At 62.0% G+C, this 12,271-nt stretch carries 14 protein-coding genes; 6 read left to right on the forward strand and 8 right to left on the reverse strand.

Going from position 1 to position 12,271, the window contains the following annotated elements:
* Positions 1-234: 234 nt before the first annotated feature.
* From HMPREF2604_RS06225 to HMPREF2604_RS06245, 5 genes are all read right to left on the reverse strand, one after another.
* Positions 235-849 (reverse strand): YdhK family protein, encoded by a 615-nt coding sequence (locus tag HMPREF2604_RS06225; RefSeq protein ID WP_049151221.1) that lies wholly within the window; start codon positions 847-849, stop codon positions 235-237.
* Between the two features lie 47 nt (positions 850-896).
* A complete protein-coding gene (locus HMPREF2604_RS06230) occupies positions 897-3,131 on the reverse strand; it encodes a copper-translocating P-type ATPase (protein ID WP_070520407.1) in 2,235 nt (744 codons plus the stop codon).
* Between the two features lie 51 nt (positions 3,132-3,182).
* Positions 3,183-3,509, reverse strand: coding sequence for a heavy-metal-associated domain-containing protein (locus tag HMPREF2604_RS06235; protein ID WP_070520404.1), 327 nt, complete (start codon positions 3,507-3,509; stop codon positions 3,183-3,185).
* Positions 3,510-3,649: 140 nt separating this feature from the next.
* Positions 3,650-4,777: a sensor histidine kinase gene (locus HMPREF2604_RS06240; protein WP_070520402.1), complete on the reverse strand. Its 1,128-nt coding sequence runs from the start codon at positions 4,775-4,777 to the stop codon at positions 3,650-3,652.
* Complete coding sequence (locus tag HMPREF2604_RS06245) at positions 4,774-5,496, reverse strand: response regulator transcription factor (RefSeq protein ID WP_118781224.1); 723 nt, start codon at positions 5,494-5,496, stop codon at positions 4,774-4,776. The genes HMPREF2604_RS06240 and HMPREF2604_RS06245 overlap by 4 nt, the downstream gene beginning before the upstream one ends.
* Before the next feature lie 403 nt (positions 5,497-5,899).
* On the opposite strand from HMPREF2604_RS06245, the gene HMPREF2604_RS06250 reads away from it, so the two are divergent.
* Entirely contained in the window at positions 5,900-6,475 is a 576-nt protein-coding gene (locus HMPREF2604_RS06250) for a CueP family metal-binding protein (RefSeq protein WP_070520399.1), read from the forward strand.
* Positions 6,476-6,546: 71 nt separating this feature from the next.
* Positions 6,547-8,028 carry a multicopper oxidase family protein gene (locus HMPREF2604_RS06255; protein ID WP_070520396.1) on the forward strand — a complete coding sequence of 494 codons (1,482 nt, stop codon included), beginning with the start codon at positions 6,547-6,549 and terminating at the stop codon, positions 8,026-8,028.
* 35 nt (positions 8,029-8,063) lie between these two features.
* Here HMPREF2604_RS06255 and HMPREF2604_RS06260 read toward each other — a convergent pair whose 3' ends face one another.
* On the reverse strand, positions 8,064-8,552 hold the full coding sequence (locus tag HMPREF2604_RS06260; RefSeq protein ID WP_070533507.1) for a hypothetical protein: 489 nt from the start codon (positions 8,550-8,552) through the stop codon (positions 8,064-8,066).
* A gap of 263 nt (positions 8,553-8,815) precedes the next feature.
* On the opposite strand from HMPREF2604_RS06260, the gene HMPREF2604_RS06265 reads away from it, so the two are divergent.
* Positions 8,816-9,532, forward strand: coding sequence for an ASCH domain-containing protein (locus tag HMPREF2604_RS06265; RefSeq protein WP_070533505.1), 717 nt, complete (start codon positions 8,816-8,818; stop codon positions 9,530-9,532).
* Positions 9,533-9,580: 48 nt separating this feature from the next.
* Positions 9,581-9,994: a hypothetical protein gene (locus HMPREF2604_RS06270; protein WP_070533503.1), complete on the forward strand. Its 414-nt coding sequence runs from the start codon at positions 9,581-9,583 to the stop codon at positions 9,992-9,994.
* A 2-nt stretch (positions 9,995-9,996) separates the two neighbouring features.
* On the opposite strand, the gene HMPREF2604_RS06275 is transcribed toward HMPREF2604_RS06270, so the two are convergent.
* Positions 9,997-10,515, reverse strand: a complete 519-nt coding sequence (locus HMPREF2604_RS06275; RefSeq protein WP_070533502.1) for a hypothetical protein — start codon at positions 10,513-10,515, stop codon at positions 9,997-9,999.
* 104 nt (positions 10,516-10,619) lie between these two features.
* On the opposite strand from HMPREF2604_RS06275, the gene HMPREF2604_RS06280 reads away from it, so the two are divergent.
* Together HMPREF2604_RS06280 and HMPREF2604_RS13620 are read left to right on the forward strand one after the other, a co-directional pair.
* Entirely contained in the window at positions 10,620-11,447 is an 828-nt protein-coding gene (locus tag HMPREF2604_RS06280) for an esterase/lipase family protein (RefSeq protein ID WP_070533500.1), read from the forward strand.
* The gene (locus HMPREF2604_RS13620) at positions 11,447-11,743 is read left to right on the forward strand and encodes a CHY zinc finger protein (RefSeq protein WP_083299197.1); all 297 of its coding nucleotides are present in this window, start codon (positions 11,447-11,449) and stop codon (positions 11,741-11,743) included. The genes HMPREF2604_RS06280 and HMPREF2604_RS13620 overlap by 1 nt, the downstream gene beginning before the upstream one ends.
* Before the next feature lie 4 nt (positions 11,744-11,747).
* Here the strand turns inward: HMPREF2604_RS13620 and HMPREF2604_RS06285 are convergent, their stop codons facing one another.
* Entirely contained in the window at positions 11,748-12,248 is a 501-nt protein-coding gene (locus HMPREF2604_RS06285) for a hypothetical protein (RefSeq protein ID WP_369821999.1), read from the reverse strand.
* Between the last annotated feature and the right edge of the window lie 23 nt (positions 12,249-12,271).

The raw sequence follows: 12,271 nt of genomic DNA on the forward strand, positions 1-12,271 counted from the left end.
CCCCGAAACCGGAAGAGCCCCCAAAGCCCTGGAATGAACTCCTGTCACCAGGGTCATTCCAGGGCATATTTCCCTGACTAAGAGAAGCAGTGACACAGAAGGCCTACCTCAGCGTGGGCCCTGTGGGCGTGCAGGTTCCGTGTGTGGCTGGTTTGCTTCGGCATGGTCGGCAGCGATTGATGACCGACTCTGGAGCGGGTGCCTTGTCTGGTCTCGCGGTTCAGGGTGGGTGGACTATTCGGCGGGTTGGATCTCGCTCTCGGTGACCCACTTGTGGTTGGTCATCGTCATCCCGTCGACGGTGAGATCAACCATGTAGACCGTCTCCTCGGTGGAGTAATCGATGGTGGCCTCAGCACCCTTCATGCCGGACATGTGCTCGGCATCCAGGACAACGCTCGCCCCGTCGGGCAGGGGGGCCTGACCCGGATCGACGAGCTCCTCATGGACGACCCAGCGGTGGTCGGTAACCGGGGCCCCACCCTCGGTGGGGGTGTAGCTGACCGAATAGGTCGTGGTGTCAAACGCCCCGGAAATGGTGGCTGTAGCCCCGTCCATGCCGGGCATGTGGTCAGCGGTGAGGATGACCTCAGTGCCCACCGGGTACGTGGGATCCTCGGCCTCTTCAATGCCTGCCGGCGGTGCCCCGCCGTCGGCAGGGTGGTCGTGCCCGCCGTGCTCTTCGTCGGCAGTGGTGGTGTCTTCCTGGTGGGTCTCGTTGGTCTCTGCGGTTGCCGTCGTGGTGCTGGTGGTGTCGGCATCGTCGGAGTTGTCGGTGGCGTCGCTGCAGGCGGTCAGCGCCAGGGTGGAGGTCAGTACCAAGGCGGCGAGGGTAATGCTGCGTTTCATGAGCGTTCCTTTCAAAGGTGGTGTGAGTTAGGGGTCGAGAGACAAGGTCAGTCAGTAACGGTTACGGGGGATATCGACCCACTGTGTTCCTCCTTCCCGTCGGTCGGAGCCAGGTGAGCCGGATCCAGATCAATGCGGCGCAACAGCTGGGCGTTCAGGGCCACCACGATGGTCGAGGCAGACATCAAGATCGCGCCCACGGCCGGGGACAGCACGAACCCGATCGAGGCGAGCACTCCGGCGGCCAACGGCACGGCGAGGATGTTGTAGCCAGAGGCCCAGATCAGGTTCTGGATCATCTTGCGATAGCTGGCCTGGGACAGCTCAATCATCGACAGCACTGCCCGCGGGTCATCACTGGCTAGGACCACCCCGGCAGATTCCATGGCCACATCCGTGCCGGCACCGATGGCGATACCGACTTCCGCGCGGGTCAGAGCGGGGGCGTCATTGACACCGTCACCGACCATGGCCACGCTCAAACCCCGGTCCTGCAGCTGCGTGACCTTGGTGTCTTTGTCCTGGGGCAGGACCTCGGCGAAGACCTCATCAATGCCTAGGTCCTGACCGACGGCGTGGGCCACCTGCTGGGCGTCGCCGGTGATTATCGCGACCTTCACCCCGCGGTCCTGCAGGGCTTTCACGGCGGCGCGGGATTCGGGGCGGATCTTGTCCTCGACGGCTACCGCACCGATGATCTGACCATCGCGGACAATATGGAGCACACCGGCCCCACGCCCGGTCCAGGCGCTGGTGGTGTCGGTGAGCTCGGCCGGGGTGGTGAGGTTGAACTCGCGCAGCATGTTCGGCCCGCCCACGAGGATCTCAGCGCCATCGACAGTGGCCCGGACCCCCCGGCCGGAGGCGGCGTTGAAACCAGTTGCACGGATTTGCCGACCGGAGGCCTCGGGATGGGCGGCCGCGGCCGCCACGATGGCGCGGGCCACGGGGTGCTCGCTGTCGGCCTCCGCGGCGGCGGCTAGGGCCAGCAGCTCGCCCTCGGTGACGCCGACAGCTGTCGCGATACCGGTGACCGCGTGCGCACCCTCGGTCAGGGTGCCGGTTTTGTCGAAGAGCACCACGTCGATGGTGCGCATCCGCTCGAGCGCCATCCGGTCCTTGATGAGCACCCCGGATTTCGCGGCCCGCTCGCTGGAGATCGCAATGACCAGCGGAATCGCCAGGCCCAGGGCATGTGGGCAGGCGATGACCAGCACCGTGACCGTGCGCACCACGACATCGTCCGGGCTGCCGATGATGGTCCACACCACCGCGGTGATCAGAGCGGAGATCAGCGCGAACCAGAACAATAACGCCGCCGCCCGATCCGCCAGGGCCTGGGCCCGGGAGGAGGACTCCTGGGCGTCGGCAACCATGCGTTGGATCCCGGCCAGGGCGGTGTCCCCGCCGGTAGCCTCCACCCGGATGCGGACGGTGTTGTCGGTGGCCACGGTACCGGCGACCACCTTGTCACCGGTGTCGCGGAAGACGGGACGGGATTCGCCGGTGATCATCGCCTCATCGAATTCGGCGGCTCCGTCGAGGATGGTTCCGTCGGCCGGCACCCGGGCACCGGCCCTCACCAGCACGACGTCGTCGACGACCAGCTCGGAGATGGCCACGGTGCGGGTGGTCCCGTCGACGATTTTCTCGGCCTCATCCGGCAGCAGGGCAGCCAGCGCGTCAAGCGCGGAGGACGCGGACCCGAGAGCGCGCATCTCCAGCCAGTGGCCCAGCAGCATGATGGTCACCAGCAGGGCCAGCTCCCACCAGAAGTCCAGGTCAAAACCGCCCAGCCCCAGAGTGGTGACCCAGGAGGCGACAAACGCCACGGTGATGGCCATGGCGATCAGGAGCATCATCCCGGGTTGGCGGGATTTCAGTTCTTTCCATCCGCCCTTGAGGAAAGGCGTTCCGCCGTAGCCGAAGATGATCGTGCCTAGCACCGGGGGGATCCAGGTGGATCCGGGGAATGCCGGGAGGTGGTAGCCGAGCAGGTGGGCGACCATGGGACTGAAAATAGCGACGGGAATGGACAGAATCAGCGACCACCAGAAGCGGTCCCGAAACATTGCGGTGCTGTGTCCGGCGTGTTCGCCGTGACTATGAACGTGGTGGTCTTCGTCCAGGGCGGAGTGCGGGTGATCGTGGGGCATCGCCTGGCCGTGGGTGTCGGCATCTGCGTGGTGTTCGTGGCTGGCATGATCCGGGTGGTGGGTGTGGTCTGTTTCCGGAGCGGGGTGATCACCATGGTGATCACCCGAATGGTGGGGAGTGCTCATGACGTTCCTTTCGCTCAACCCGGTCGGGGTCGAGATGATGAGTAAAACTGATCAGGATAAGACGGTGTAGCCGGCCTCCTCGATGGCCCGGCGAACCATCTCCGGAGGTACGAGACCGGTGACCGTGACGGTGGAAACACCACCAGCAGCGAGATCAATCTGGACGTCGTCGACCTGGGGGAGGGCCTGAAGGGCCTGGGTCACGCTTTTCGCGCAGTGCCCGCAGGTCAGGCCGGTGACCTGGTAGCTAGGGGAGGACCCTCCTGCTGACGAGTCGCTGGCGGCAGGGATGGAGGCGGTGTCGGCACGTGAGGCAGGTCCGCAACAGCTGCAGCCGTGGGAGGCCATCGGCAAGAGGCGGGGCGGGGAGGTGATCATGGGAAAGCTCCTTCGGTTCGGTGGGGTGCGGCGATGCCGCTCTCTAGCATATACCCCCCGGGGGTATATTTTCAGCATACCCCAGGGGGGTATATTTTCAATGGGTCGAGGTCGCGGCCCTCACGCGGGGCAGGGTGTGGTCACCGAGCAGCCTCCTCACTGTCGGGAGGGGACAGCGGGAGGCGGAGGGCAAAGACCGCTCCGCGACCGGGGCCGGGGGAGGTGGCGGTGAGAGTGCCGCCGTGGGCCTCGATCAATGCCTTGGAGATGGTCAGACCGATACCGGCCCCGCCGTTGTCCCGGGTGCGGGCGGCATCCCCCCGGTAGAAGCGTTCGAAGATGTGTCCGAGCTGGTCAGGTGGGATGCCCTCGCCGTCATCGGCGACGTGGATGAGCGCGGTGGACGCCCCCTGTCGGTGGACGCTGATCCGGACCTGCCCGCCGGCCGGGGTGTGCCGTAGCGCGTTCGACAGGAGATTGCTCATCACCTGGCCGAAGCGTTGCCGGTCCACGAGCACCCGGGCGGTGTCCGTAATGGTCTCGACCTGTAAATCGACGCCTTTGTCAGCATAAGCTTCCCCCGCGGCAGCAGCGGCGGTGTGGAGCAGATCCCCGAGCCCTTCCTCCGCCAGGTCCAAATCGATCCGGTGTTCCTGGGCCCGGGAGACATCGTCAATGTCTTCCATCAACCGGGTCAGGCGGGTGAGTTGGTCAGCCATGATCGTGTGGGTGGCATTATTCCAGTCCACGACCCCGTCCTGGAGACCATCGAGGTAGACCGTGAGCACCGATAAGGGGGTGCCCATTTCGTGGGCCAGATCAGAGAGCATCTGGCGGCGGACCTGTTCGGTGTGTTCCAGCCGGTCGGCCATGGTGTTGAAGGCATGCGCCAGGGTGGTGACCTCGGGGCCTGCTTTTCCGGCGGGCACGCGGATACGGGAGTTGCCGGCCGTCAGGCTGGTAGCGGCGCGGGTGAGATCCTGCAGGGGGGTGCGCAGACGACGCGATAACCACAGGCTGGCCAGCAGGGCGCTGATCAAGGCGGTGGGCAGGGCGACGGCCAGGGTGATCAGGTTGGCGCCCCGGTAGGCCTGCTCGGCATGGAACAGCTCCAGCGAGGGGTCCTCCTGGCCGGTCATCAACATATGATCATGGAACAGGGTCGGACCCACCATCGTGGCCACGGCCGCGGCCACCAGTAGGCTAATCACCACGACCAACACCTGGGCGGCCAGGAAGCGGAAGGTCAGGCCGGGTCCGTGATTCATGGTTGCCCCACCCGGTAGCCCACGCCACGCACGGTGTCGATAAACCCCCGGCCCCGGGTGTCGGTGCCGAGCTTGCGACGCAAGTTGCCGATGTGGACATCGACGATGCGTTCATCACCGACCCAGGTGGTGTCCCAGACCTCGGTGACCAGGTCGTGGCGGGTCAGCACCTGGCCGGGGCGCAGGGCCAGGGCAACCAGCAGCTCGAACTCCGTCCGGGTGAGCTCCACGGTCGTCTCCCCTACCCGCACCTGATGGGCGATGGGGTCAAGGATGAGGTCACCAACGATCAAGGGGGTGGTCACCTGCGGTGGGGTGGTGCTGGTGCGCGGGCGGCGTAGCACCGCATGCACCCGGGTCACCAGTTCCCGGATGCTAAAAGGTTTGGTGATGTAGTCATCCGCCCCCAGGGTCAAACCGCTGATCTTGTCGTCCTCGCTGCCACGCGCGGTGAGCATGAGGATGTAGCAGTCCGAGAAGGTGCGGATCCGTCGGCACACCTCCAGGCCGTCGAGTTCGGGCAGCCCCAGATCCAGCACCACAACATCGGGGGAAAAGCGACGGGTCTCGTCCACGGCCTGAGTGCCGGTGTGCGCCTGGCGGGTATCGAAGCCGGCCCGGATGAGGTAGGAGGCCACCATCTGAGCCAGGGGTTGTTCATCATCGACGACCAGCACCCGCCCCGGGGGCGTGGCGGTGGTCGGTGTGCGGTTAGCCATGGACCCCAGTATCGCTCCGGCCAGGGGGAATATCACCCTCGCTCAGTGCCCAACGGGGAAATCTTCATCAAATCTTCAAACATCACCCTTCGACCGCCGTCACCCCTGCGCCCCACCCCGGGCCGGCGGCATCGCCTCCCCTGGTCGGTTCAGCAGGCGCCACCAGGGATTTCACTGCCTGCACCGCATACCCGGGGCGGGTAGAAGGACATCGCCCACGGCTGTGGGGTGGTGTCCCGGTGGTGACCCAGCCCACCGAATTCGCCCCCTTTTCGCCCTGTTATAAGGCTGTGAGCAGGGGTTTTGATTTCTAGTCCGTCAGGCACCCGTGCTAGATAAAGGTATGGCATCGACCTTGAGGCGGTGTCTTCTCACGGTCTTACCACGATCCAAGGAGATTGACGTGAAACGAGCAGCGATCGCAGCCGCCGCCCTTGCCCTCGCCCTCACGGGGTGTTCGGCCGCCGACCCGGAACCCACCGCCGACGGGACGGTGTCCCAGGATACATTCCTGACTACCCATGGCCTGGCCGGCATGGACGCGGTGGAGATCATTGATCACCTCGACCGGCAGAAGGTCACGGAGCGTCCCACGGATCTGATCGCCTCAGTGCGTGCCGATGAACTGCTGCTCTCGAGCGATGACCAGGAAGTCGTGGTCGATCTTCCCGACAATCAGACGTATGTCTCGATCGCACCCTATCTCACCTCCACCCACGACTGCTTCTACCACAGCCTCACGACCTGCCTGGGGGAACTCGACAATGAGGATATCCAGGTCACGATCACCGATGAGGCGACCGGTGAGGTGCTGGTGGACGAGGCGACAACCACCTTCGACAACGGGTTTATTGGCTTCTGGCTTCCCGATGATGCCACCGGCCTGATTGAGGTCAGCTACCAGGGGCGTACCGGCACCACGGAGTTTTCCACCGCCGACGACGGTGCCACCTGCGTCACAGACCTGCGCCTGACGTGATGGCTCAGCAGGGTCCTCACCTGCACCTGTCTCCCGTGTCACTGAAATCTAGCACCAAGGAAGGTTAAATCATGATGAACGCGTTTCCCCGACGACAGTTTCTGCTCGGCGGGCTCGTCCTCGCCGGCACCGGGGCCGTGGCCGCCTGCACCAGCGACCCTGGACCCGCTGCCTCGGCACCAGGTTCCTCTCTTCGCCCCACTCCCACCCCCACTGCGCTCGGCGAGCCGACGGTGCGCCGGACACTGACCGCCCGGCCCCTCTCTCTGGATATCGGCGGTATCGAAGCCAAGACGTGGGGATACGTCTCTGACACCGGGGATACGGCCATTGAGGCCACCGTCGGCGACGTCCTCCAGGTCGATATCACCAATGAACTGCCTGAGAGCACCTCCATCCACTGGCATGGCATCGCACTCCACAACGCAGCCGACGGTGTGCCCGGCATGACCCAGGACCCCATTGAACCTGGCGAGTCTTTCTCCTATGTTTTTGAAGTCCCCCACGGTGGCACCTACTTCTACCATTCCCACTCCGGCCTGCAGCTTGATCGCGGCCTCCACGCCCCACTGATCGTCCGTGACCCGCAAGACGCTGAGGACCAGGACGTCGAGTGGACCATCGTGCTCGACGACTGGGTCGATGGCATTCAGGGCACTCCCGACGATGAGCTCGACAAGCTCACCGGAATGGGCTCGGGCGACCATAACGGGAAGAAGGGGATGGGAGGCCACGGCCATATGATGCACGGCACCCCGGACCGGGTACTGGGCGGGGATGCCGGCGATGTGATGTATCCGCACTACCTCATCAACGGACGTATCCCCCGTGCTCACCGGACCTTCGAGGCTCGCCCGGGTGACAAGGCCCGCCTGCGGTTTATCAACTCCGGCGGTGACACCATCTTCAAGGTGGCCCTCGGTGGTCACCGCATGACCGTCACCCACACCGACGGCTTCCCCGTCCAGCCCCGGGAGACCGAATCGATCTACCTGTCGATGGGCGAGCGTGTCGACGTCGAGGTCATCCTCGGCGACGGCATCTTCCCGCTCACGGCTTTGGCGGTGGGTAAAGACGACCGCGCCTTCGCCGTCATCCGCACCGCCGGCGGCCAGGCCCCTCACCCCGATGTCGACTTCCCCGAGTTGTCGTCCACCGGACTGCTTCTGTCCTCCCTGAAGCCAGCAGACCGTGCACTCCTGCCCGAGGACACACCAGACCGAGAAGTCAGCATCGACCTGGGCGGGCAGATGATGCCGTATGAATGGAGCATTCTCACCGACGGCCAATCCTCCTCCGCGATCGTGCAGGCGGGCCAGCGCCTGCGGATGGTCATGCGCAACAGGACCATGATGCCCCACCCCATGCACATCCACGGTCACACGTGGGCGCTGCCCGGCAGCGGCGGGCTACGCAAGGACACCGTCCTTCTCCGCCACGGTGAAACCATGATCGCCGACCTGATCTCTGACAACCCCGGTGAGTGGGCATTTCACTGCCATAACGCCTATCACATGGAAACCGGGATGTTCAGCTCGCTTCGCTACGAGTAACCCGGCTCTTTTCCGCTTTGTCCTGCGGTATACAGCTAAGGTCGTTGTGCCCGTATATCGGGGACTCGGGAATTGTCCTTGATCCATGCTTCGGCATGAGGATCAATAAAGCTTGCCACCATTTGGATGGCGTTATCAACGGAGTCAAGATCTTCAAACTGCTGTCTGCTGCCAGGGGTTTTCTTCAACGCCTTCTTAACCTGAGGCCAGACGCTCGCCTGATAGTGACTGCTTAGGAGGAAGCGCCAAAAGTCGAAGCTGAGTTCAGCGATGATTTTTCCTGGTGGTGCGCCTTCCTTCCCGGCCCGTTTCTTCGCTTTGCGGATATTCTTCTTCGCTGCATCGTTGAAAGGGATTCGATCGTCGTCAAACCATCGCTCGCCGTACCTTCCGGTTAGGGCATTGTGAATGCTATTTCGGAGGAGTACTTCGAGGTGTTCGATGTCTGCGAGATAGGTCTTCGTGAGGTGAGTATTCCAAAGGTAGAGCGTTTCTGGTGATGGATGATCGGTGTACCTGCTCATTCGCGCAGATGAAAACCACTGGGACAGCTGTACTTGGGCTGGGCTTGGATTTCCATATGGATATGATAATGTGCGCTTTGAAAACCCCGGAACGATCCCTGCACTACGAAAGTAGGAGTAAATCGCCGGGGTTATTGATATCTTCGGGGAATTATAGCGGCCAGAAGTTCGAAGTTTTTCGCCCTTATTTACCGTGAATGACAGTGACAGATTTGTGATCCCTTGGGCTTAGGAGTTGTGGCAGTAACAGCTACCTTTGAAGGATGATTACTAATGAACTCCGAGAATTACTGACCGTAGCCACGACCCATGCGCAGCGCTTCCACGACGGGGAAGATCACACCGTAGCCGCAGCCCTCCTGACTGAATCCGGCAAACACGTGCTCGGTTTGAACGCATACCATTTTCTCGGTGGCCCCTGTGGTGAAATCTCGGCCTTAGCTAACCACGCTGCTAGTCATCCCGAGGATCCCATCCGGGCGGTAGTCGCCGTCCACGGTCCGACTGGCCAGGTGCTTTCGCCCTGTGGAAAATGCCGCCAAGTGCTATTTGATACTGATCCGTCTATCCGGTGCATCGTGCGCAGAAGCAATGGACTTGAAGCACTCACCGTGGAAGAGCTCTTACCGTTCGCATATAACTGGCGTGACATGGACAAAGAGCAACGCATCTATATGTGGGAAGGCTACGAGGAATCAATTCGAAGCGGAGAAAAGCAACAAACCATTCGGGTGGATGACCCCTTCCACGAAGGAAGCGCCCAGATTGTCTTCGAGAAAGAATCCGGAGAGGTTGTCACCATTCCCGCAGAAGTCACTTCTGTCGTCTCTACCCAGCGGAGGTCCTTGACGGAGGAACAAGCCCGAAGAGATGGCTTTGGTTCTCTTGCTGAGCTCCACGAAGCGCTCGATACTCACTATCCCGGATTAGCTGAGGATGATGAGGTCGACGTCGTAGAGTTCACGCTCCGTAAGGCTTAACTACTTCGGTAAAGACGACGGGGAAAGGGTTTTGCCTAGACTGTCGGTATGTTCGGCCCCGCTTCCGCCCAGCCACCGCGGCTTATAGATTTCCCTGTGCTGCGGTTACCATTTGTGGAGTTCGCATTTGTTGGGCTGCTGGTGGCCGTCTTTTTCGTTGATACGCAAGGAACTGATGCTGAGAGCGGCTTCCTTGCGGTCTTTGTGGTTCTTCCCGCACTCGTGTTTCTGGGAATTGCCTACCTTATTTCCCTGCCCATGCAGCGGAAGGACATTACAGATTTCCGGCTAGATGCCGTTTTCGTCGTTATTGGAGTGCTTGGTCTCTTCGGCTGGATCGGCCAGATGCTCATTGCTTTGCCCCTCCTGTGCTGCCTGCCCGTAGGGCTTTCAGCACTGATCCGCAGAGGCATCGCCTTTGCGTTGTGGAAGAGGGGTAAAGGCCCGCAACTGCCGGAATGAGGTTACGCGCTCTGCCAGCGCATCCTGCCGTCCGATGCCGGGGCGCACGTCATCGGGACACCTCTCTTTGATACCCCGCTTCCGCCGTTGCAATACGCGCCGGGGTGAACGTAGTTCTCTTCAACGGCGGGTGCTTCATACACAGCGGCAGCTTCTTGCACTGGGGGATTTGCGGCCATCATTTCGTCGGCACACTGCTGTGTCCAGCCAGAGGTTCCATCGCTGAAGAATGTCGTTCCGGTTTCGTGTAGCGAGACATCACCGCAGGACTCGATGGCTTTCTCCATCGGAGTAGGTTGCGCCGCACCGGGCGCCTCGGTGAAGCCGATGACTTCTTCTTGCGGTTGATCCACGCCGATATCTTCGGCGCTTTCCTCGGCAGTGGGAAGGGTGGGGTGTGGGGCGTCTTCAGTAACGCTGGTGCTTGACGACGTCTCACTCGCAGGGGTGGATTCAACGTCGAGAGAGGAACAGCCGCCGAGCACAAAGAGCGCAGAGGCAATACAGAGAAGTCGCTTCATTTCAGGTCCTTTGTTTATCTACCTCTATGGTAGTGACGGGTACCCTAGTTGCGCACAGGAATCACACAGTAGCTGGCCAGGCTCGGCGGATAAGCTGGTGCCTCATGAAAAACGGCTTTTTACAGCGCGCTTTCCTTGCAATCCTCCTCGGCACTGCCGCCCCCGTTCCGGCTCATGCCCAGACCATGGAGACCTCCGCCGCGCAGGATCTCGGCATCAATGATCCTGACTGTAAGCCCACGGGTTCCGTCACTGAACCCGTTGTTTTATTGCACGGTACTTCGGCAAACTCGGCCGAGTGGAACGATCTCATCCCGAAGCTCAAGGACCAAGGGATGTGCGTGTGGGCCTTCGACTATGGCGCCGAGGACATTGCGTACCAGAACGCCTACGACTACATGAAGGGGATTGCGGATCTAGATTCTTCCGGGCGCGAGATCGCCGGGCATATTGAACACATCCGTGAGGTCACCGGAGCAAACAAAGTAAACCTCGTCGGTTTCTCCCAGGGCGGCCTGCACACCAAGACCTTCACACAACTCTACGGCTCAGCGGATGAAGTGAACCGCGTGGTCACCATCGGTGCGAACTTCCACGGGACGACGTGGGGCGGGCGGGCAACGCCCCTCAAGACGGCCGCAAAGATCGCGCCCGATGTGGTTGATTTCCTCGGCACCAGCGCTGGCATCGAGCAGTTGGAGGGCTCGGATTTTATGGAGAATCTCAACCAGCTTCCGGATACCGCGCCCGGCGTTACTTACACGTCCATCTATTCGCCGGCGGATAATACCGTGACGCCGAACCAGACCTCGGAGCTGAGCGCTGTTCCGGGCGCGGACGTGGTCAATGTGGAATCCGCCCCAGTCGAACATGGAAATCTACCCCATGACCCGCGCGTGCACGATCAGATTCTGTGGGGGCTCACGCGTTAGTGACACACATCCAGGGTGCCATCGATGCGGACGGCCGGTGCCGTCACTGGCACACGCTTGTCGACGTCATTGCGAACAAGTGCCACACCTGCGGCGGATGGTTCGCGTGTTCGCTCTGCCACGCGGAGCTGACCGACCATGAATTCGGACCCATGCCGAAAGACCAGCTCTGCGTCATGTGCGGGGCCTGCGGCCGAACAATGACCTATGCCGAATACTCAGCATATAAATGCCCCGCGTGCGGGCATGCCTTCAATACAGGCTGTGCGCTGCACGCGGGGACGTATTTCCGCTAGTCTTCTACGGCAAAAGCTGGGCCAGCGGGGTGCCCTCGACGAGGGTCTTGAGGTACGCCAGAATGTCCGGGACGTTGAAGGTGAAGTTGCCGATGGTCACCGGGAAGGTCGGAAAAGCGTTGTTCGATGGGGCGTTATTGCCGTTATTTGCCGGGGCACCACCACCGTTGTTGGCAGGGACAGTGTTGTTAGCTGGTGCAGTGTTCTGAGCAGGAGCAGTGTTGCCGCCGCCACCGTTCAGGCCGCAGCGAGCGATGGCCTCGTCGGCGCGGGCGACGGCGTCGCGGATCTCGGGACCACGCGGGTGGAAGTTGGCAGCAGCCAGCGCCTGGGACTTCTTGCTGTTGTAGTCAGACGGATTGGTGTAGTACTTGGTGGCCTGCTCACAGGAAATCTGGCCGGCAGGGACCTTGGCCAGGTAGTCATCCACCATGTCGGCGGATGCGGTAGGGGCGGACAGGCCGATGGCAGCAGCAACGGAGCAGAGGACAAGCTTATTTCTCATGCGCCACATTGTGCCACAGCTTT

Origin of the sequence: Corynebacterium sp. HMSC055A01 (assembly GCF_001809405.1) — a bacterium.
Classification (GTDB): Bacteria; Actinomycetota; Actinomycetes; order Mycobacteriales; family Mycobacteriaceae; genus Corynebacterium; species Corynebacterium hesseae.

What these genes read in the sequence shown, in the direction of transcription:
- HMPREF2604_RS06280 (WP_070533500.1), top strand. Translation starts at nt 10,620, where the DNA reads ATGAAAAACGGCTTTTTACAGCGCGCTTTCCTTGCAATCCTCCTCGGC.
- HMPREF2604_RS06240 (WP_070520402.1), bottom strand. Translation starts at nt 4,777, where the DNA reads ATGAATCACGGACCCGGCCTGACCTTCCGCTTCCTGGCCGCCCAGGTG.
- HMPREF2604_RS06255 (WP_070520396.1), top strand. Translation starts at nt 6,547, where the DNA reads ATGATGAACGCGTTTCCCCGACGACAGTTTCTGCTCGGCGGGCTCGTC.
- HMPREF2604_RS06230 (WP_070520407.1), bottom strand. Translation starts at nt 3,131, where the DNA reads ATGAGCACTCCCCACCATTCGGGTGATCACCATGGTGATCACCCCGCT.
- HMPREF2604_RS06275 (WP_070533502.1), bottom strand. Translation starts at nt 10,515, where the DNA reads ATGAAGCGACTTCTCTGTATTGCCTCTGCGCTCTTTGTGCTCGGCGGC.
- HMPREF2604_RS06235 (WP_070520404.1), bottom strand. Translation starts at nt 3,509, where the DNA reads ATGATCACCTCCCCGCCCCGCCTCTTGCCGATGGCCTCCCACGGCTGC.
- HMPREF2604_RS06285 (WP_369821999.1), bottom strand. Translation starts at nt 12,248, where the DNA reads ATGAGAAATAAGCTTGTCCTCTGCTCCGTTGCTGCTGCCATCGGCCTG.
- HMPREF2604_RS06245 (WP_118781224.1), bottom strand. Translation starts at nt 5,496, where the DNA reads ATGGCTAACCGCACACCGACCACCGCCACGCCCCCGGGGCGGGTGCTG.
- HMPREF2604_RS06225 (WP_049151221.1), bottom strand. Translation starts at nt 849, where the DNA reads ATGAAACGCAGCATTACCCTCGCCGCCTTGGTACTGACCTCCACCCTG.
- HMPREF2604_RS06265 (WP_070533505.1), top strand. Translation starts at nt 8,816, where the DNA reads ATGATTACTAATGAACTCCGAGAATTACTGACCGTAGCCACGACCCAT.
- HMPREF2604_RS06270 (WP_070533503.1), top strand. Translation starts at nt 9,581, where the DNA reads ATGTTCGGCCCCGCTTCCGCCCAGCCACCGCGGCTTATAGATTTCCCT.
- HMPREF2604_RS06260 (WP_070533507.1), bottom strand. Translation starts at nt 8,552, where the DNA reads ATGAGCAGGTACACCGATCATCCATCACCAGAAACGCTCTACCTTTGG.